The sequence below is a fragment of the Bacillus sp. FSL R9-9492 genome, assembly GCF_038007365.1.
Classification (GTDB): domain Bacteria; phylum Bacillota; class Bacilli; order Bacillales; family Bacillaceae_G; genus Bacillus_A; species Bacillus_A mycoides.
Genome location: NZ_JBBOXC010000001.1, coordinates 1,749,008 through 1,769,122 on the forward strand (window position 1 = coordinate 1,749,008; position 20,115 = coordinate 1,769,122).

Sequence of the window (20,115 nt, forward strand, 5' to 3'; positions counted from 1 at the left end):
AGAGGAAAGGCATATTGCTTTCCTCTTTTCCACATTTTATCCGTAGCGAAAGAGGCTGTTATGAAAAAAAATATTATTTTTGGAAGTATATTTTTGCTAGGTTTAAGTATATTTTTATATCCGATTGCAAGTAATTGGTTTGCAACGAGAACGCACTATTCGGAAGTAAGTACGTACGATGAAGCAGTAAGTAATTTACAAAAAGAAGAAATTGAACGTAAGGAGAAAGAAGCACGGGAATATAATGAAAAAGTTCAAAGTACGATGCAAACATTTTCGGACCCATTTCATGAAAATAGTGATGAGAACAAAAGTTCGCATATAGATATGTTAAATATCGGTGATGTTATGGGATATGTAGAAATTCCAAAAATTGATGTGAATCTTCCGATTTATCAAGGGACGACTGAAGACGTACTAACCCGCGGAGTTGGACAACTGAACGAATCTTCATTACCAGTAGGGGGAGAAAATACGCATACAGTTTTAACGGGGCATCGTGGTTTACCTTCAGCACTCATGTTTACTCATTTAGATAAAGTTGAAAAGGACGATATATTTTATATTCATTCATTAGATAAAGTACTTGCCTATAAGGTAGATCAAATAAAAGTTGTATTACCAAATGAAACAGGAGATTTATTAGTTGTACAAGGAGAAGATTATGCAACATTAATTACATGTACCCCTTATGGAGTGAACACGCACAGGTTACTAGTGAGAGGACACCGGGTTCCATATGATGCTGGAGCAAAAGAAATGATTACAAAACCTTTCATTTTAGAAGATTGGATGATCGTTTTTCCTACTGTTATTATTTGTATCGTCCTTCTAATGATTTATTTAAAAAAACGAAAATAGTATGTATTGAGTGGTGAGTGTATGAGAAGGGGATTTATAAGTTTATTATTGTTCCTCGTAGGGCTTTCATTATTTATATACCCAACGGTTGCTAATTATATAAACAATTATGTATATAAAACAAGAGTAATAAGTTATGAGAAAATGGTTGATAATTTAAAAGTAGAAGATGTTAATGAGAAATTTCGTAGGATGGAAGCATATAATAGCTTATTAGGTAGAACTACTTTTAAAATGAATGATCCATTTGTTCATGATATAAAAGTAAATAACGAACAGTTAGATTTTATAAATAAAGATGAAGTATTTGGTACAATTACAATTCCGAAAATAGATGAAGAATTACCATTATACTTAGGAGCAAGTCAAGATAACTTGAGTAAAGGAGTCGGACAAATTGCAGGGACTTCTTTACCAATCGGTGGACAAGATACGCACGCTGTATTAGCAGGACATCGTGGATATCACGGCGCGACGATGTTTCGCCACCTGGATCGATTAGCTGATGGCGACACATTTTATGTCAGTGTACTAGGGAAACAACTTGTTTATAAAGTAATTGGGCGTGAGATAATTAATCCAAATCAAGTTGATAAATTGAGTGTAATAAAAGGACAAGATAGAGTTACATTACTTACATGTGAACCATATACATCTAGTAAATATCGATTGTTAGTATATGGAGAGCGAGTAGAAACAGACCAAAATGAAATTGAACGACAAAACAAAAGTATAGTAGAAGTTAGGAGTCATGAAACAAGAGATTTATTTGAGAAACTGGCTTTTGGCATAGTAGGTCTAATTGTAATTTGTATTGGGCTGTATGGTTTACTAAAAAAGAAAAACTAGTGATGAAATATATAATAAAAGAAAATGCCACTTCAAAAAAAAGAAGTGGCATTTTTTATATTTCCTCTAAGCTATTAACTGGAACCGTTAATTCGCGTTTTGGATTTGTTACTTCATATATGCGGGCGGTTTCGTTGCTTTCATCGACGTGTTGAATCATAACAGGCATGCCTTGAAAACTGACATTGGCTTCTTCAGATGACTCGGAAAGCTCTTTTGCGCGTTGTATATTCATTTATATTCCTCCCATCATTATTATCTTTGCAAAAAAGGAGGAATAATATACCATTTAGAGACATTTTTAAAGTTTTTGTATTATTTGTAATGTTTCTTTAATAAAAGAAGAAAAGATGGAATCCGGGTAGGATTGTATCTTTTGAGCGGCTTCTGTAGCTTCCTCCAGAGCCCTTTTTTTATCGTTAAGTTTTACATAACAAAGGGCACGATATGCACCTGCTGTTGTAAGCCACGCTTGATCAAGTGGATGGTTCATATAATCCGGCATGATACCACGTTGCAATGCTTGTAAAGCTTCCTCGTAATGTTTCAATCCGTATAAAGCTTTTCCTTTTTCAAGATAATACAATCCGTCGTCTTGAAAAAGTGGCTCATCTTTTAGTTTCTCTCGAAATTGTTCTAGATGTTTTAATGCGATTGTATATTCATTAGTAATCGTGTTGTAGTAGTAAGCTTTTAAAATATCAATAATCGCAATGGATAGAGTATCTTCTGTAAAAATGGCAAATTGCTCAGATTTTTTTATGTAATATAAATATTGTTCTTTATCAGCTGTAATGACTTTTTGGTAAGATAAAATCCGATAAAATTCGTCTGTTTTAAAATATACTTGATGCTTTTTTGAAAACTCGAGTGCCTCTAATATTGTTTTTTCACATGTTTCATAATCGCCGCATGCTAGTAAAATGATGGCTTCATATAAACATAACTCGATATGTATAATGAGATCCATTTCTAAATGTTTCTCCTCATAATCATTTCTAATACTAGCTATAAGCTGTAAACATTCACCATACTTTTTACGTGTGAATATCGTAAAGGATAATTTTAATTTTGTTTCCGTACTGTCCCGGTATAACGTATATTTTTCAAAAATAGAAGTAGCCTTTTCAACGTAATATTCAATGTTGTAATCTTTCATAATCGCCGCAGCTGTTACAAATTGTTTATATAAACGAGCGGTATTTAAAGTAGAAGGTAGCTCTTTTTGAACGATAGGTAGTAAAGTCTCATATACTTCATCACATTTATTTGCCTTTATTAGTTGTTCCATTTGTTGAATGATTTCTACAATTTCTACATCATCTTCTTCTAGTAAAAAACTCGTTTCGCATCCAAGTTTTTCAGCGATGTATTGTAATGTTTTCATGGAAGGTGTAGCTTTTCCATTTTCAATTTGACTTAACATACTTTTTGTCAGTTCTGAACCTGCTAATTCAGTTTGAGTAAGCTTTTTTTCTTTTCGTAACGTTTTAATTTTCTCGCCGAGAGTAGCCATCATATGCTCCTTTATAATCAAAAAGTTAAATATAATTAAACTTTTCGTTGTAAAAATTGGAAAGTTGTATATATAATAAGTTTAACACAATTTAACTTTTAAAGGGAGAGTGTCATAATGGGGGATGTAAGTATAGGTCAAAATGATTGGAAAATGAAGATTGCAACGAGAAATATTATTTTAATGATGATTGGAAAAATGACGTCCTTGTTAGGGGCGGGTATTTATACGTTTGCAATGGGATTATACGTATTAAAGACAACTGGTTCAGGAATGGGGTTTGCAACTACTCTTATTTGCGGATCAATACCAAGAATGATCTGTGGCCCAATTGCAGGTGCTGTAGCTGACCGTGTGAACCGAAGATGGCTTGTAATTGGCACTGATTTATTAAGTAGCTTAACAATGCTTATTATGTTTATTCTTGCTACTATATTTGGACCATCACTTCTGTTTATTTATGTATCAGCGGCATTATTATCAATTTGTGCAAGTTTTTATTCTGTTTCATTAACTTCGTCTATTCCTAATTTAGTAGATGAGGAGCGTATTCAAAAAGCGAGTGCTTTAAATCAGACGGCATCATCTTTATCGAATATTTTAGCGCCGATTATTGGAGGAGTTGTATTTGGTTTCTTTTCAATCAAAACATTTTTCCTGTTAAATAGTATTACATTCTTTTTAGCAGTTATTGTACAATTATTCATCGTATTTGATTTATATAAAAAAGAATTGGCCGAAAGTAAAGAGCATTTCTTGACGAGTATAAAAGAAGGTTTTTCATATGTGAAACGACAGCATGAAATATATGGTTTAATGAAAATTGCAGTAGGGGTAAACTTTTTTGCGAGTGCACTTTTCGTTTCGCTTCCATATATTATTATTAAAAATTTGCATTTATCCTCGAAGCAACTCGGTGTTGTAGAGGGAATGTTAGCAGTCGGGATGCTAATTGGTGCAATTGTTTTATCAGTACGTAAAGAAGTGAATAATCCGTTTCGCTCTGTTTATATTGGACTGTTTTTATTTGCGGGCTTGAGTTTATGCACAGTCTTTCCGTTGTTAGTTATCATTCCGAAAGTAGCAAGTTTTATTTACTATATCACTTTTATGATTTTAACCGGTATATCAATGATGGTTGTAAATATCCCGATGCAAGTACATATGCAAAAGACGACAGATCCAAACTATTTAGGACGTGTATTCGGTCTACTTGAAACAATTTCTACTGCAATCGCACCGCTTGGAATGATTGTATATGGATTATTATTAGATATGTTACCGACTAGCATTGTTATGATGACATTAGGTGGAGGATTATTGTTAGTTGTATTAGTTGGAGTAAAGCAGCATATGGCGAAAAAACAAGTGGATGTATCGGTTTAAAAGAAAATTTTAACAATATAAAAATGACCATATTAGTATTTTAGTTTTTGAAACTCCTTTTCATGTATGTTACAGTAAAGTGAGCAGGCAAAGAAAAGGAGAAAACATCATGAGAAAATTAAGTTTTGTAATGCTTTTTCTGTTAGTCGTAATGACTGGATGTAGTAATTATGACACGTATATTGAAACAGGTATGCAATCATTGAAAAATGAAAAATATAGTGATGCGATTATGTGGTTTGAAAAAGCGGAAAAAGAGAAATCAGGAAATGAAGCGAAGGCATATAAAGAAGTCGCTCAGTTACTAGATCGCGGTGCGACAGCATTAAAAGACGGTAAGTATTTAGAAACGAAAGATATTGCAAATGAAGTGTTACAAAAGAAAAAAGATGATGCACTTGAAAAAGCTGTGACATCAAATGCAGAGAATATGCTTCAAAAAGCAAAAGATGTGGAAGAGAAAGTAAATGAAAGAGTAGCGAAACGAAAAAAGGTAAATGAAGAAGGAATCGATAAATTAATTAAAGCTGTTGATAGTATAGATGATGTAAAAGAAAAAGAGAAAAAAGTTTCAGAAGCATTAGATAAGGCTGAAGAGGCACAAGCAAAAATTGAGGATAAGAAAAACAAATAGAGTTATAGTTTAAAAGGCTGTCGTGTATAACGACAGCCTTTTAATTTTTTTCTGCAAAAGAAGTAATGCTATGTAGTAAAAAAGAAATTATTTTAGAATTCCATCTGTCCTCATGATGAATGGTATAAATATTACGCTGAAATTCAAAATCAGGGATCGGTATATAGCATAGCTCATTTCGTTGTACTTCTTGCTCAATAGCAAGTTTTGAAATAAAGGCAACCCCATTACCATATTTTAAAATTTGTTTCATCGTTTCTAATGAATCTAGTTCAATTTCTGATTGGAATGTAATGTTATGTGCTAACGTCCATTGTGTAAGTAAATCTCTCGTTGTAGATGGGTTACGATGCAATAATATACGTTCTTTTTCGATATCTTGTAATGATACATTTGTTCTTTTAGAAAGATGATGTTCTTTGGAAAAGGCAAGAACAAGTGTATCAGGCATTACATTCATTTGTTTTAGAAGTGGTTCGTCAAACGGTGCCGCAGAAATTACCCCGAGATCAATTTCATGATTTTGTAGCATCGTTCGAATTTCAGGAGCTGTTTTTACTATGAGTGTTATTTTTATATTTGGAAATTCGCATTGAAATTGGTGAACAACTTCTGGTAAAAGATAAGTCGCGGGTACATAACTAGCACCAATTGTTATAGCGCCTTTATTAAAATCTTTAAACTCTTGTGTGACCCGCCTAGCTTCTTTCATAAGTGCATCTATTTTACAAGCATAATGATGCAATGCCTCGCCAGCTTCTGTTAAGAAATACCTTCCGGAACGTAATTCAAATAAAGGCACACCAAGTTCCTCTTCTAAGCTTTTTATATGAAACGTAATAGTAGGTTGTTTAACGCCAAGTTTTTCTGCAACGATAGTAAGCTTTTTGTATTTCTTAATAAGCACTACAATTTCTAATTTTAAGAGATTCATGATAAGTTGGCCCCTTTTTCTTCTAACTATAGAAAAAATCTATAGAAATAAATAGTTTATTAGAGATTTTTTAATTTAATCTTTACAGTACATTAACATTCAGTATAAAACTTCCAGATAGAATGAAAGCAGGTTAAGAATGAGGGGAGAGAGGTGAAACGATGGATATTAAAATTCATGGATTAGAAAAGGCATTTGGGAAAACACAGGCGTTAAAGCCGTTACAGATTGTAATGAAAAAAGGGGAATTCACCACACTTTTAGGACCTTCAGGATGCGGGAAAACGACTTTACTTAGAATGATTGCAGGGCTTGAGGAACCGGATAAAGGTGAAATATATTTTGGAGATAAGTGCATGTATTCTTCTGCTAAAAAGATAAAAACATCTCCTCATGAGCGGAATATCGGCATGGTATTTCAAGATTTTGCTTTATGGCCGCATATGACTGTATTTGAAAATGTTGCATTTGGTTTAAGGGCTACAAAGCAAACGAATCACTTAAGAGAAAAGGTAGAAGATGCGATAAAGCGAGTTCGTTTGCAAGGTATGGAGAAAAGATATCCGCATGAACTCTCAGGTGGACAGCAGCAACGTGTCGCATTTGCTAGAGCAATTGTAACGAAACCTCATTTTATTTTGTTCGATGAACCGTTAAGTGCACTCGATGCAATTTTGCGAGAAGAAATGCGATTAGAACTTATGGACATCGTTCATTCAATTGGTTTAACGGCATTGTATGTAACACATGATCAAACAGAAGCTATGTCAATGTCAGACCAAATTATTGTCATGAAGCAGGGTGAAGTATTACAAAAAGGAACACCAGAAGACATTTATGTGAAACCGTCTCATGAATTTGTTGCAAAATTTGTTGGTAAGGCAAATTGGCTTGTAGAGGGGAAAAAAATGATTCGTCCAGAGCATGTGAGCTGGACAAAAAATGACTTGTGCGAAATGTATACAGGTGAAGTTCAGCACGTTACATATGTAGGAGAACGTTATGAAGTGAAAGTAAACATGGGGACACTCGGTGTATGGACAGCTTATCACAATAGTAAGCTAAGCGTTGGTAAACCGGTATCGTTATATGTACCAAAAAAATGTATTCATCATATAGGGGGAGAATCGTATGAAGAAATTCAGTTCGCTTAAGTCTTTATTTGTATGTACTTTACTATTTTCTGCTGTAGTAACAGGTTGTAGCTCAAAGACAGGCAGTGTAGATGCAAAAAATAAAAACGCTAATGAAAAGAAAATCGTTGTATATAGTGCAGGACCAAAAGGATTAGCAGAAAAAATTCAAAAGGACTTTGAAAAGAAAACAGGGATAAAAGTAGAAATGTTTCAAGGAACAACAGGTAAGATTTTAGCAAGAATGGAGGCTGAAAAGAAAAATCCAGTCGTTGACGTTGTCGTACTTGCTTCTTTACCAGCGATGGAAGGATTAAAAAAAGATGGGCAAACGTTAGCTTATAAAGAAGCAAAACAAGCTGATAAGCTTCGTTCTGAATGGTCGGATGATAAAGGACATTATTTTGGATATAGTGCTTCAGCATTAGGAATTGTGTATAACACAAAAAATGTGAAGACAGCACCTGAAGATTGGAGCGATATAACGAAAGGAGAATGGAAAGGGAAAGTGAATCTTCCAGATCCAGCACTTTCAGGTTCAGCTTTAGACTTTGTAACAGGATATGTGAAAAAGAATGGACAAGATGGATGGAATTTATTTGAACAGCTTAAGAAAAATGAAGTTACAGTAGCTGGGGCAAACCAAGAAGCGTTAGACCCAGTTGTAACAGGTGCGAAAGATATGGTAATTGCGGGTGTTGACTATATGACGTACAGTGCAAAAGCAAAGGGTGAACCGGTTGATATCGTATATCCAAAAAGCGGAACAGTCATTAGTCCACGTGCAGCAGGCATTATGAAGGATAGTAAAAATGTAGAAGGTGCAAAAGAGTTTATTGATTATTTATTATCAGATGATGTGCAAAAACAAGTTTCTAAAGCGTATTTGTTGCCAGGTAGAAAAGATATAAAAGCTGAAAATAGACCGAATGTAGAAGAGATTCCAGTATTAAATATTGATTGGAAAACAGTTGAGAAAGAACAAGATGAAATAGCAAAACAATTTAAGAAAGTATTTCAATAAGATGGTGATTACATGGTAAATCGATTCGTATCAGTAAGACAAGTTGGAATGACAGTAGCGTTGTTACTTGTGGCGATGTTAATCGTCATTCCGCTTTTTCTCATTTTATTTTCTAGTGTATATGAAAATAGCAGTTGGAATTTTTTAAAGCCTTTTGAAGTCATGCAGAGTGGTGGATTAGCTGGGATTTTTCTAAATTCGATGCTTCTAGGTGTACTCGTTGTAATAGGAGCTACAATATTTGCGTTTCCATTGGCGTTCATTATGAGCAAAACAGATGTAGGAAAGTATAGTAAGTTAGATATTGTTTTTATGATCCCATTTATGACCCCGCCCTATATCGGATCGATGGGCTGGATTTTGTTCATGCAACCTAACGGTTATTTTGAACAATTTTTTCCGGCTTTAAAGCCGATTTCATCATCGTTTTTTAGTTTAGGCGGTATGGTTTTAATTATGAGTCTGCATTTATTCCCATTCCTTTACTTCATGTTGAAAAACACGTTACTTCAGATTGGGAGTAGTAAAGAAGAAGCGGCAGCAGTTCATGGTGGAAGTTTTTTCTATCGTTTAAGAAAAATAATACTACCGTTATTGTTATCAAGTTATGTAATGGGTGCTTTACTCATTTTCGTAAAGACGATTGCTGAATTTGGAACACCAGCTACATTCGGACGTAGAATAGGATTCCATGTGTTAACATCTGAGATTCATAAATTTATCTCTAGTTGGCCGATTGATTTTGGCAGTGCCACAGCATTATCTTCTTTATTACTTAGTGCCTGTATGCTCATTTGGTATATGCAAAATGTATTGAATCGAAAGTATACATATGCAATGGTTAGTGGAAAAGGTGTGAAATCTAAAAGGTATACTTTGTCTATATTTGCGCGCGTTATAGCATGGGTTTATGTAATTGGCTTACTAATAGTAGCAATTGGAATCCCATACTTTTCTATACTTATTGCTTCTTTGTCGAAGTTAAGAGGCGGTGGCTTACATTTTAATAACTTTACAACAAGCCATTATGAAGCATTATTTACAATTGGTTCTCCGGGATTAGAAGCTTTATGGAACAGTTTTCTTTTTTCACTCGTAACGGCGATTGTTGCTGTAATTATTGGCGTATTTTTGGCGCTTATGATTCGAAAGGGGAAAAAGTCCTCTGAAAAATGGCTTGATATGTGCGGCATGTTACCGAATATGGTACCAGGAATAGTGATGGTTGTAGGGCTTATTTTATTTTGGAATTCACCCTATATGCCTATGTCAATTTACAATACACCAGTCATGGTTATCGTAACGTATGTTGTTCTCTTTTTACCTTATACGGTGCAGTATGTAAAAGCATCGCTCGGACAAATTGATGATTCTCTTGTACAGGCAGGAAGTATTTTTTCTGGGAATTATATTTATATTTTTAGAAAAATAATATTGCCGCTTATTATTCCAGGAATTCTTGCTGGATGGGCGATGACATTTACGATTTCGATAAGAGAGTTAGTAGCATCGCTTCTCGTACTACCTCCATCAGTAGAAACGTCAGCAACGTTTATTTTTGCTCAATTTGAACAAGGAGAAGTATCTATAGGAATGGCAATGGCTGTTGTTTCTGTTGGGCTTACAACAATGTGCTTATTACTTCTGCAACATATGGAGCAAAAACGAAAAGGGGTAGCATGATGAGGATGGAAGTATGGGGAGGAGCGGGAGAATACGGTCGTTCCTGCTATTTTGTAAAAAATAAAGAGACAAAAATAGTATTTGATTGTGGTATTAATCGATCATATGAGGATAGTTATCCTAAAATAGAAAGAGAAGTTGTTCCATTTTTGGATGCAGTATTTTTATCACATATTCATGAAGACCATACGATGGGTTTACCTTTATTGACGAAGTATGGATATAAGAAAAAAATTTGGACGACTCGTTATACGAAGGAGCAACTTCCAGCTTATTTTGAAAAATGGGGAAACTACAATCTTTCAAAAGGGTGGAATTTACCTTATAACGATCAAAATATTAAAGATCTAAATTATGTATGTATTGATGAGATTAGTAATCCAAATGAATGGATACAGATTACACCAACGTTGCGGTTTCAATGGGGGTATAGTGGGCATGTATTAGGAGCTGTTTGGTTTTTAGTGGATATGTGTAATACATACGTATTTTATTCTGGTGATTATTCAGCAGAATCTAATATACTACGAGCTAATTTACCTGAAAATTTGCGAAGCGATATAAAAATTGCAATTGTAGATGCCGCTTATCACACTGATGATGTTTCACAAAAGGAACGAGTAGACGAATTATGTGCAGAAATTGAACGAGTTGCTCAAAATAAAGGAACGGCATTACTACCACTGCCCTCACTTGGTAGGGCGCAAGATATAGTATTGTATTTATATGAACGATATAAAGAGTTTCCGCTTATAGTAGATAAAGAAATTTTGGTTGGTTTTGAAGAAATGTTCATATATAAAGATTGGCTAAAAAATAATGAAAAACTTGAACGGGTTGTGGAGGATTTAAAAAGAAACATAATAGTTATGGATAAGGAAATTTGTATGCAAAATAGTTACGGAATAGTTGTAATGAGTGATGCGAATATGCAAACGAAACGAGCACAGTTGTATTATGAACAACTTCGGCATGAAGAACGAAATTCGATTATCTTTACTGGACATATTGCTAAAGGAAGTTTTGCAGAAAAAGTTTTGAAGGAACGTGTAGGTAAAGAATGTAGGGTGAAGCGAGTTCCATATAAAGTTCATCAAAGTATAAGTGACGTTAAGGAAATGTTAAATACACTATTACCAGAACATACGGTGTTAGTACATGCTTTGAAAGAGGATACGGATCGATTGCAGGAAAAGCTTAGCATAGCAGGATATGAAAATGTGTATTCACTTGCAATGGAATGTGTAGAAGTCATATAAAATGTAAAGGAGATTGGTATATGAAAAAAGTATTTGTATTCGTAAACATTTTCTTTTGTTGTTTCCTTTATAACGTTAAGGAAGGGTTTGCTGCTAGTCCAATGAAACCCAGTTTTGAAGTGAAGTTATTATTAAAGCCAGAACAAGTATTAGGTTATAACAAAGAGATGAACCAAGAGGTACTAGAATATTTCCAGGCTGGTACAAATTATGAAAGAATACAAGTGCAATTTTTAGATACAGCGAATAAAAGTTTAAGTAATGAAGGTTGGTTTGCGAGAATTCGAAAGAAAGAATTTAGTAAAGATTTTGAGCTAACATATAAAAAGAGATACCCGATTCAAAATGTTATGATTCAAGATGCATTAGAAGTAGCTAAGAAGGATGGATTTGATAGTAAAACTGATAACTATGAGGCAGAAATAGATTGGGGATTTGAGAAGAAAACATTAAGTATTTCAAATAAGAAAAGTTATAGTGCTAAAGGATATGGGATACTTGATTTACCAAATGAGCAAGCTGCTCAAAATATGTTAATAGAAAAGTTACCAGGGAAAATGAACAAATGGTTGTATACGAATTGGGGAGAAGAGATGCTGAAGGATTCTCACATTTATGGTCCTGTATTAATGAAACGGTATACAGGTGAATTTGAAAATATAAAAACGAATATTGAAATTTGGCCATTAAGTAATACCGGGAAGATAGAAGATGACTTCGTAATAGAAGTGTCGTTTAAAACAAATGAGGAAAGTATTGCAACAAAACAAAGAGAATTATTAATGAAGAGTTTAGGACAAAAAGGATGGTTGTTACCGAAAGATAGTTTGAAGACAGAGCTTATTTTTCAGTAAATAGGAAAGAAGGAATCCATGTGCCATGGATTCCTTCTTCTAATATATGAGTATTAAGCTAAATCAGCTGACACGAACATATCATTATTTTGAAGGTTTTTAGAGCGTAAACTATAAGCAACTACCTTCTTTTTATGTTGTTTTACTACATCAACATGCTCTTCATGACTATAAATATAAAATGTAAAATCTTTTTTGCCACGTTTTGCATTGATAATTAAAGGAGTGCCTTCATTGTGTGGTGGTGCATAATAGCGATCTAAAAATAATCCTTCGTTAAAATCATGAATAATTTTGGATTTCTTTTCGCCTTCTAAGTTATTTCCATTGATTGTAACAGTCACATTCTCTTCTTCAAGTTGTGGATGTGTTTCGTACTTGCTAATAATGGATTCAATAGCAGAGTTAGGAAGGCTAGAAACAATAATTTTAAATGCTCCAAATACAACTAACATTACAATAAACCAAGTCGTCATAGTATTTCATCCCCTTTATCCCACAGTAACGGTCCGTAAAATCCTGGTTGGTGCGGGCTAATAATCAGTGTGGGATAGATACCCCGTACTGACTAAAATTTCACTTTATCCTATTTAACAATATAACTCATGTGGCAATAGTACATATGGTGAAGTTTTGTATAATTTGTGAAAAATATTCCATTTTTATGAACGAAATATTAGAAAAATCAATTTTGTTACAAAAAGTTGAAATCGAAGTATTTTAAAAGAAAAAGGTTTATAATAAAAATATAACTAATAACAACATTACTAATTATAAGGAAGTGTAACTATGAGTACTGTAACAATCGTATATGGTATTATTCTTTCTACAATTATTGTTTTATTTATTGTCGGGGTATCGCGTTATATTCATAAGTGGAAAGAAGGAGTTGCGAAATTAAATCACATTGAAGAAGAACTTAGTGATTTAATGTTACATCATGGTAAGTAAAAAGTTTATTTTTTAACTAAATAATGTGAAAAAAATCACAAAACATGCTCTCATCATGAAGGCATGTTTTTTTTGTTATGTGAATGATAGGCACATTCATACATTTTTTCCATACGATACAGTGTGAAAGTAGAAATGTTCGGAGTGGAAAAGAGGGATAAAATGAGTAGTTCAGGTTATGTTCCAGATAATAAAAATTTAAAGAAAAGCTCAGGAACGCCAAATCTTTTCTTTGATTCGAGAAAAAATGTCTTTTTTAAAAGAGATGAGAAAAACGTTGCATATGAAGTTACCTCAACGCAGTTACCTGCGATGATAGGAGGGGCGTTTGTTGATTTATTTATGACGAAAGGGCATATGCGGGAACCACATTGGCATCCGAATGCGTGGGAATTAGATGTTGTTGTATCAGGAGAAGCAGTTACATCCATTTTAAATCCCGAAACGAATCAATTGCAAAATTATCATGTGAAAGCGGGGCAAACTGTCTTTATTCCAATGGGATGGTGGCATTGGATTACAGCGGTAACAGAAGAAGTACAATTACATTTGTTCTTTAATAACGATCAGTTTGAAACAGCAGAGGGATCAGACATACTTAGATTAACACCGCCAGAAGTATTTCAAGCTGCATACGGTGTAAGTGCAGAAAAATTAGGAAAGGACCTTTCGCCAATTAAGGAGTCAGTTGTAATTGGTCCTCCTAACTCAAATCGACTAAATAGCGTTAAAGAAAGTGACGACTCAAATATAGTTGTTACGTTAAATGGACAAATAACATCATGTGAAATAGAGTAACTCTTTCTTTTTTTAGGAAGAGTTACTCTATTTTGTATAATTTTGTATTTTTATTCGTTATATTTATTATATAGAAGGGAATTTATAGAGGGGGCATATTGTGAACATATTAAAGATTATAGGAATTGTTGCAGGAGTGATTGTAGTAGCTGTTATAGCTTTCTTTGTTATTATGAAGTACTATTTGTCAAAAGAAGATCCTGATTACGTATTAAACTACATAAAAGAACATAAAGGTGATGAAACATGTTCATTACTTATTAGAAAAAACGGTGAAGTAGTAACATCTGTAAATGAAAATAAAAAATTACCATTAGCAAGTACGGCAAAAATCGTAATAGCAGTTGAATTTGCTAAGCAAGTGTCAGAAGGAAAAATAAGTCGAGATGAACAAATTTCATTGCAGGATTTAGAAAAATATTATGTTAAAAACACTGATGGTGGAGCGCATCCTGACTGGTTAGAAGATTCAAAAGTAAGGGAGTTAGTGCAAAATGGACAGATTGCTTTAGAAGAAGTGGCTAAAGGGATGATTCATTATAGTTCTAATGCGAATACAACGTATTTGTTAGATAAGCTTGGAATAGAAAGAGTAAATGATAGTTTAAAAGAGTTAGAACTTACTAGTCATGACAAGTTCTCTTCGTATACTGCTTCACTATATATGAGAGGGTATGTAGAAAAAGAGCTTAATGAGCCAGAAAATCAATCGTTAGAAATGATACGTAACATGTCTAATGATGAATATAATAAACACGTGTTACAAATACATGAATGGATGAAAGATGAAAGTGAATGGAAGAAACGTGATATACCATTAAAAATAGATATGGAATTCCAGCGTATTTGGTCAGATCGATTAGTGAGTGCAAATGCTAAAGATTATTTGAGTTTAATGGAAAAGATAAATAGTAGAAATTATTTTCCAAAATCAATGCAAGATGAAATTGATAATGTTTTTAAAGGAACAGTTGAAAATAGTAAGTTGGAATATGCTGGTCAAAAAGGTGGTTCTACCGCATTCGTATTGACAAAAAGTTTGTATACTACAGATAAGAAAGGGAATAAGGTAGAAGTTGTAATTATGTTTAACGATATAGAAGATCAAGTTGCATATCAAAAGCTGAGAAATAATATAGATTATTTTATTCAAGATGCTATAACAGATGAAGAATTCAGAAGAAAGTTATAATGGAATAATTTTATTATGTAAACAAAAGAGCGCTTTTTAAAAGGCGCTCTTTTCTATTCATGATACAGGATTTCCTATTTACTGCATGGAATATAGATTGAAACTAAGAAAGGAAGTTGAATAATGACTACAGTATATTTCGTTCGCCACGCTCACTCTACATATACAAAGGAAGAAAGGGAACGTCCCTTATCTGAAGAAGGAGAGATTGATGCAGGTAATGTAACAAGTTTGTTAAAGGATAAAAACATTGATGTTGTTATTTCTAGCCCGTATAAAAGGGCGATTCAAACCGTGCAAGGAATTGCGAATACATATAATTTATCAATACAACTGGAAGAAGATTTACGGGAAAGGTTATTAAGTAAAGAGCCAGTAACAGATTTTAACGATGCTATTCAGAAGGTATGGGAAGACTGGACTTTTGCATACGAAGGCGGGGAATCAAATGATGTAGCGCAGAGGCGTGCTGTATTATGTATGCAAAATATATTGGGAAAATATAAAGGGAAGAATATTGTAATAGGCACTCATGGGAATATTATGGTATTACTAATGAATTATTTTGATTCGAAATATGATTTTCAGTTTTGGAAAACCCTTCATATGCCTGATGTGTATAAATTAACTTTTGATAATAATTGTTTCAGTTCTGCTGAAAGAATACAGTCTACAGATTATCAGATAAATAATTTGTAAAAGTTTATCAAAAAAAGAGGAAAGGGAGAAGGTATTGTAGAAGTATGACTTTGTAACATAAAAAATATTGGTTAAAGGAGGCTGTTTACATGTTTGAGAAAGAGAAAGAAGGGCTTATTGAAGTTCACAACGTATATGAAATCGCACCAGCAGATGGAGCAATTATAGGTATGGCAACGGAAGAAGAAATGGAGATTGCTGCTGAACTAGAGTTACAGTACTATGCCCATTCTCGTTTATTAGAAGCAAATATTCAGTTAGACGGTTCCTCCTATAAAGAGTTACTTCAGGAGTTCCAGGAGTACGAAAGAAAATCAATGAACTTTTGGAGAGCAATACATAAACGTTTAGCTGTGCCATGGGCATGGGTACTACGTATTGATGTTGCGAACGGTCCTATATATGTAAGCAATGGGAGTTCGTATTATGAAGAAGTCGATGATGAAGAAGACTATGAATAGATAAGTAAGGAAGCAGCTTTAGTTGCTTCCTTTTTTTATTTACAATAAGTGAATGGCTTCAATGATAGCATCTGGACGATCGTTTTCTATCCCGTGACTAGCATGTTCAGCCAAAATGTATTGGCTGTTTATTGAGAGATTTAATTGTTCACGAATAAGTTCTTGCCACATATCTTCAAGTTGTGTAGCTTCTTCTTTTGGCATACCGCCCTCAATCAATTGAGCAATAGAATATTGAGGATCTCTACTGATCTATTAATAGTAATTCCCCCTAAGCTTGAAATACTTTTTGGCAAGTAAAGACGATACACCAGGCACATATGCCGAAGAGTATAGATGTACTAAGTGAAAAGGAGTTCTTTAAACCGATATAAACAATAAATAATAGTAGTGCGGATGCAGGAAATCCATATAATACGCCTAAAGCGAATTGACTTAATTCTTGTTTACTCCCACCTTCGAAAGAAATCCAAAATAGGCTTAGTAAACTAACGAGTGGAAGGGCAGCAATAAAGCCGCCTATCGTACTATAATGTTTAGCGACTTCAGTAATAACGCCGATAATAAGTGCCGAAACGATTACTTTAACGAGGAAATGCATATTTTGCCTCCTTCGCTAATAACGAAAAGGCTTTTTCAATTAATTGTTGTTCTTCTTTTGATAACTGTGATTCTAATATTTTTATCTTTTCTTTATCTAGTAAAGTATGCTTTTCTAATACTTCAATGCCTTCTTTCGTTAAAGTAAGGTTTACAACCCTTTCATCGTGTTTGTTTCTTTCTTTTATAATAAATCCTTTTTGAATAAGGCGCTTTACGTGTTCAGATGCTGTGTTATGAGAGAGACTAAGCTCAGTAGCAACTTTTCCAATTGTTATATCTTTCTCACGAGAAACGATTTGTAAAATACGAATAGCTTGGTGAGAAAGGTTGTCTTCATATTCATATCGTAAGTGATAATAAATACTTTCCCAATGTTGATTAATGTCTTTCATAATGATAAATCCTCCTATTTTTATATCGTATAGTAAGATATATTCGTTGATTCAGAGGTAAAATCCTTTTATTTTCATTAAAAATGTTGAAAAAGTTTATTTTTATTGAAATATAAGGTAATCTATGTGTAAAGGTATACATTTAGCAAGAGAGAGGATGATAGCTGTGAATACATTTAAATGGATTAGTCATGAAAAGATGTATGTAGATCAAATACATGTTGAAAAATGTGGTCCTCTTTCAGTCGGCGTATATGGAGGAAATCAAGAGAGTGATGCATATGAAAGAGGAGATGCAGTGCTAGCTTGGTGGGATCCGAAATTAGAATTTGAATTTGTTATGATTTTTGATACACATCATAAAACGAAAAATATACATTATATAATAGAAGCGATTTTAGAAAGAGAAGAAAAACTAAAAGAGTTATTTTCATACCCAATCCATTTAGCATTTCATCATACACATATGTATTTATTAGCGTTATTTACAGATGAGCTCTTTATCGAGAAATGTGACCAAGATGATGAGGAACTTGCATGTTTAATTTGTTTACGAAAAGGTGAGTTCTTATATTGGCTATCAGTTGGTGATTGCTTCGCGTATTTATTCCATTCAGAGCAAACGAAAAATGGAAAAGGTAGGCTAAATAAGCGTAAGAACTATGAATACATAGGAAGAAAAAATGTTTTTGCAGCGAATACACCTTGTTTTACATCAGGGGTAAGGGGATTAGAAAAAGGTCAGAATCACATTGTAATGGCAACGGATGGTATTTTAGAGTGTGATAAACTAAAGTTTGATGATGATCAATCTTTAGTAGAAATATTACACGACGGATCTTGTTTACAGATTGAGCCTGTATTAACAAATGTACTTCAGTGGAAAGGTAGAGATTGTGCCACTATTATTGGATGGTCCATCGATACTGAAAATAGACAATGTGCCAATTAATAAATGAAAGAGAGTTCAAGGGTTTTTGTCCTTGAACTCTTTTTTGTTAAGCAATATGAATATGATACGTTTTTAACCATTCATTTACTTGTAGCATATACTCCATAGCACTTCTTGCTTCAAAATTGGTAATCTCTTTGTTACTTTGATCAGCAATTGCAAGTAATATGGAATGGTTAATGAGTGAGAAAACAGGATTGTTTTTATTACTACACATATCAAGTGTTAAATTACGGATTGTTTGTAAGTAGTGTGGATCTTGTGAAGTTGGATAAGCACTTTTTCTTCTATTTCGTACGTCATCAGGTAAAGCTGGTTTCAGTGCCCTACGTAAAATTCCTTTTTCAATATTATCAATACTTTTTATGTTGAAAGGAACGTTCCATAAATATTCAACTAATCTATAATCGCAAAACGGTACACGAACTTCAAATCCTACAGCCATACTCATACGGTCTTTACGGTCGAGTAAGAACGGAAGGAATCGTGTTAAAAATAAATAAAACATTTGACGTTGTTTCGCGGATTTTTTACTTTCACCTTCAAGAGTAGGTACTTCAAGAGCAGCTTCATGGAATCGTTTATTAATATACTGCTCAGGATTACATTGAGTTGTTACGTCGTTTAATAATAGAGAAGATGTGTTTTTCCAGTTTGTTAACCACGGAAACTTATCTACATATAATAGTTCTTCTTGATGAAACCAAGGATATCCCCCGAATACTTCATCAGCAGATTCTCCAGATAAAGCTACGGTTGCATCTTTTTTCATTTCGCAAAATAGTAAATAAAGTGAAGTTTCCATTTCGCCAGCACTGGGTAAGTCTTTCGCGTGAAGGGGAACGAATAAGTGATTTGCTAACTCTTCAGCATTCACAATAATGTCATGATGCGATGTCCCTACATGTTCAGAAACACGTTTTACCCAAGGAGCGTCTAAACCAGTTCGAGCAAATGTCAGTTCGAAATCTTTCGCGCTATTTAAAAAATCGATTGAATATGTGTGAAGTGTTTTGTGTTCCTCTCTAAATTCTTTACCTGCCAGTGCAGTAATACCACTAGAATCTAATCCGCCTGATAACATACAAACGAGGGGAACATCAGCAATTAATTGTCTTTTTACTGTATCTTGTAAAATAGATAAAATATGAGAAGATGTGTCTTGGGTAGAGTCTGTATGGATCTTACTTTCTAAATTCCAATACTTCTTAACTACTTTTTTATCACGTGTGAATGTTATAGAATGTCCAGCACGAACTTCTTGAATATGTTTAAAGACGCCACATCCTGGAGTTCGAAATAAGCCTAATCCAAATATTTCATTTATGCCGTCCGCATCAATTTCAGCAGGAACAGATGGATGAGCTAATAATGCTTTTATTTCAGATCCGAAAATAATACTGTCATTTCTTTCTGTATAAAAGAGTGGCTTTACGCCTAAATGATCACGTGCTAAAAACAGTTGTTGCTTCTGATCATCCCATAAGGCGAAAGCGAAAATTCCGTTTAAATGTTGTACGCAGTCTTCTTTCCATTCTAAATAAGCATGTAGTAATACTTCTGTATCTGAATGCGTTTCAAATGCATGCCCACATTTTCGAAGCTGTTCTCTCAGTTCACGAAAATTATAAATTTCTCCATTATAAGTAAGAGCATACGTATAATCACCGGCACGGAATGTTTTTGGCTGCGTCCCGCCTTCTGGGTCAATAACAATTAAACGTCGGTGTGCAAAGGCCGCATGAGGTGAAAACCAAAATCCTTCAGCATCAGGACCGCGATGCTGAATACTATTCGCCATCTTTTCTAAAATAACATGTTCATTTGAAAGATCTTTCTTCCAATCTACCCAACCTGTAATTCCACACATACAAATCTCATCTCCTAATTTAAAATTATAAAAGTAGATTAATTAAATGAAATGTACACCAGGT

General features: G+C 33.8%; 23 protein-coding genes and 1 pseudogene. 16 read left to right on the forward strand and 8 right to left on the reverse strand.

Going from position 1 to position 20,115, the window contains the following annotated elements:
* The first annotated feature begins 60 nt into the window (after window positions 1–60).
* Together MKY70_RS08935 and MKY70_RS08940 are read left to right on the forward strand one after the other, a co-directional pair.
* Window positions 61–861, forward strand: a complete 801-nt coding sequence (locus tag MKY70_RS08935; RefSeq protein ID WP_088031608.1) for a class C sortase — start codon at window positions 61–63, stop codon at window positions 859–861.
* A 21-nt stretch (window positions 862–882) separates the two neighbouring features.
* Entirely contained in the window at window positions 883–1,710 is an 828-nt protein-coding gene (locus MKY70_RS08940; RefSeq protein ID WP_088031607.1) for a class C sortase, read from the forward strand.
* Window positions 1,711–1,765: 55 nt separating this feature from the next.
* Here MKY70_RS08940 and MKY70_RS08945 read toward each other — a convergent pair whose 3' ends face one another.
* Both MKY70_RS08945 and MKY70_RS08950 read right to left on the reverse strand, forming a co-directional pair.
* The gene (locus MKY70_RS08945) at window positions 1,766–1,945 is read right to left on the reverse strand and encodes an H-type small acid-soluble spore protein (protein WP_001025736.1); all 180 of its coding nucleotides are present in this window, start codon (window positions 1,943–1,945) and stop codon (window positions 1,766–1,768) included.
* Window positions 1,946–2,011: 66 nt separating this feature from the next.
* Window positions 2,012–3,226 (reverse strand): helix-turn-helix domain-containing protein, encoded by a 1,215-nt coding sequence (locus MKY70_RS08950; RefSeq protein ID WP_002086431.1) that lies wholly within the window; start codon window positions 3,224–3,226, stop codon window positions 2,012–2,014.
* Window positions 3,227–3,343: 117 nt separating this feature from the next.
* Between MKY70_RS08950 and MKY70_RS08955 the strand changes: the two genes are divergently transcribed.
* Entirely contained in the window at window positions 3,344–4,612 is a 1,269-nt protein-coding gene (locus tag MKY70_RS08955; RefSeq protein WP_002031019.1) for an MFS transporter, read from the forward strand.
* Between the two features lie 109 nt (window positions 4,613–4,721).
* Entirely contained in the window at window positions 4,722–5,246 is a 525-nt protein-coding gene (locus MKY70_RS08960) for a DUF4398 domain-containing protein (RefSeq protein WP_002086429.1), read from the forward strand.
* 40 nt (window positions 5,247–5,286) lie between these two features.
* Here the strand turns inward: MKY70_RS08960 and MKY70_RS08965 are convergent, their stop codons facing one another.
* Window positions 5,287–6,180 carry a LysR family transcriptional regulator gene (locus tag MKY70_RS08965; RefSeq protein ID WP_002126660.1) on the reverse strand — a complete coding sequence of 298 codons (894 nt, stop codon included), beginning with the start codon at window positions 6,178–6,180 and terminating at the stop codon, window positions 5,287–5,289.
* Window positions 6,181–6,341: 161 nt separating this feature from the next.
* Between MKY70_RS08965 and MKY70_RS08970 the strand changes: the two genes are divergently transcribed.
* Genes MKY70_RS08970 through MKY70_RS08990 form a run of 5 tightly spaced genes read left to right on the forward strand, consistent with a single transcriptional unit; the run spans window position 6,342 to window position 12,133 of the window.
* Window positions 6,342–7,334: an ABC transporter ATP-binding protein gene (locus MKY70_RS08970; protein WP_002141170.1), complete on the forward strand. Its 993-nt coding sequence runs from the start codon at window positions 6,342–6,344 to the stop codon at window positions 7,332–7,334.
* Window positions 7,312–8,337, forward strand: coding sequence for an ABC transporter substrate-binding protein (locus MKY70_RS08975; protein ID WP_002086426.1), 1,026 nt, complete (start codon window positions 7,312–7,314; stop codon window positions 8,335–8,337). The genes MKY70_RS08970 and MKY70_RS08975 overlap by 23 nt, the downstream gene beginning before the upstream one ends.
* Window positions 8,338–8,349: 12 nt before the next feature.
* Entirely contained in the window at window positions 8,350–10,020 is a 1,671-nt protein-coding gene (locus MKY70_RS08980) for an ABC transporter permease (RefSeq protein WP_002031009.1), read from the forward strand.
* Window positions 10,017–11,279, forward strand: coding sequence for an MBL fold metallo-hydrolase (locus MKY70_RS08985; RefSeq protein ID WP_140152323.1), 1,263 nt, complete (start codon window positions 10,017–10,019; stop codon window positions 11,277–11,279). The genes MKY70_RS08980 and MKY70_RS08985 overlap by 4 nt, the downstream gene beginning before the upstream one ends.
* Window positions 11,280–11,299: 20 nt before the next feature.
* A complete protein-coding gene (locus MKY70_RS08990) occupies window positions 11,300–12,133 on the forward strand; it encodes a hypothetical protein (protein WP_088031605.1) in 834 nt (277 codons plus the stop codon).
* A gap of 53 nt (window positions 12,134–12,186) precedes the next feature.
* On the opposite strand, the gene MKY70_RS08995 is transcribed toward MKY70_RS08990, so the two are convergent.
* A complete protein-coding gene (locus tag MKY70_RS08995) occupies window positions 12,187–12,609 on the reverse strand; it encodes a YfmQ family protein (protein WP_002011948.1) in 423 nt (140 codons plus the stop codon).
* Window positions 12,610–12,740: 131 nt separating this feature from the next.
* Between MKY70_RS08995 and MKY70_RS09000 the strand changes: the two genes are divergently transcribed.
* From MKY70_RS09000 to MKY70_RS09025, 6 genes are all read left to right on the forward strand, one after another.
* The gene (locus MKY70_RS09000; RefSeq protein WP_002031004.1) at window positions 12,741–12,857 is read left to right on the forward strand and encodes a hypothetical protein; all 117 of its coding nucleotides are present in this window, start codon (window positions 12,741–12,743) and stop codon (window positions 12,855–12,857) included.
* A gap of 65 nt (window positions 12,858–12,922) precedes the next feature.
* The gene (locus tag MKY70_RS09005; RefSeq protein ID WP_000109008.1) at window positions 12,923–13,084 is read left to right on the forward strand and encodes a hypothetical protein; all 162 of its coding nucleotides are present in this window, start codon (window positions 12,923–12,925) and stop codon (window positions 13,082–13,084) included.
* Between the two features lie 162 nt (window positions 13,085–13,246).
* Window positions 13,247–13,882: a cupin domain-containing protein gene (locus MKY70_RS09010; RefSeq protein WP_002193122.1), complete on the forward strand. Its 636-nt coding sequence runs from the start codon at window positions 13,247–13,249 to the stop codon at window positions 13,880–13,882.
* 100 nt (window positions 13,883–13,982) lie between these two features.
* A complete protein-coding gene (locus MKY70_RS09015; RefSeq protein ID WP_002086414.1) occupies window positions 13,983–15,074 on the forward strand; it encodes a serine hydrolase in 1,092 nt (363 codons plus the stop codon).
* Between the two features lie 123 nt (window positions 15,075–15,197).
* Entirely contained in the window at window positions 15,198–15,773 is a 576-nt protein-coding gene (locus MKY70_RS09020; RefSeq protein WP_088031604.1) for a histidine phosphatase family protein, read from the forward strand.
* Between the two features lie 89 nt (window positions 15,774–15,862).
* Entirely contained in the window at window positions 15,863–16,234 is a 372-nt protein-coding gene (locus MKY70_RS09025; RefSeq protein WP_000461762.1) for a hypothetical protein, read from the forward strand.
* A 39-nt stretch (window positions 16,235–16,273) separates the two neighbouring features.
* Here MKY70_RS09025 and MKY70_RS09030 read toward each other — a convergent pair.
* The 3 genes and pseudogenes from MKY70_RS09030 to MKY70_RS09040 form a co-directional block, all read right to left on the reverse strand.
* Window positions 16,274–16,486, reverse strand: a pseudogene (locus MKY70_RS09030) (alpha/beta hydrolase); the annotation flags it as partial.
* A gap of 19 nt (window positions 16,487–16,505) precedes the next feature.
* Complete coding sequence (locus MKY70_RS09035) at window positions 16,506–16,835, reverse strand: DUF3147 family protein (protein ID WP_002086410.1); 330 nt, start codon at window positions 16,833–16,835, stop codon at window positions 16,506–16,508.
* On the reverse strand, window positions 16,819–17,229 hold the full coding sequence (locus tag MKY70_RS09040) for a MarR family winged helix-turn-helix transcriptional regulator (RefSeq protein ID WP_002030991.1): 411 nt from the start codon (window positions 17,227–17,229) through the stop codon (window positions 16,819–16,821). Before MKY70_RS09040 ends, MKY70_RS09035 begins: the two co-directional genes overlap by 17 nt.
* Before the next feature lie 124 nt (window positions 17,230–17,353).
* On the opposite strand from MKY70_RS09040, the gene MKY70_RS09045 reads away from it, so the two are divergent.
* Window positions 17,354–18,181, forward strand: coding sequence for a protein phosphatase 2C domain-containing protein (locus tag MKY70_RS09045; protein ID WP_088031602.1), 828 nt, complete (start codon window positions 17,354–17,356; stop codon window positions 18,179–18,181).
* Window positions 18,182–18,227: 46 nt separating this feature from the next.
* Here MKY70_RS09045 and asnB read toward each other — a convergent pair whose 3' ends face one another.
* On the reverse strand, window positions 18,228–20,051 hold the full coding sequence (gene asnB / locus MKY70_RS09050; protein WP_088031601.1) for an asparagine synthase (glutamine-hydrolyzing): 1,824 nt from the start codon (window positions 20,049–20,051) through the stop codon (window positions 18,228–18,230).
* Window positions 20,052–20,115 lie beyond the last annotated feature (64 nt).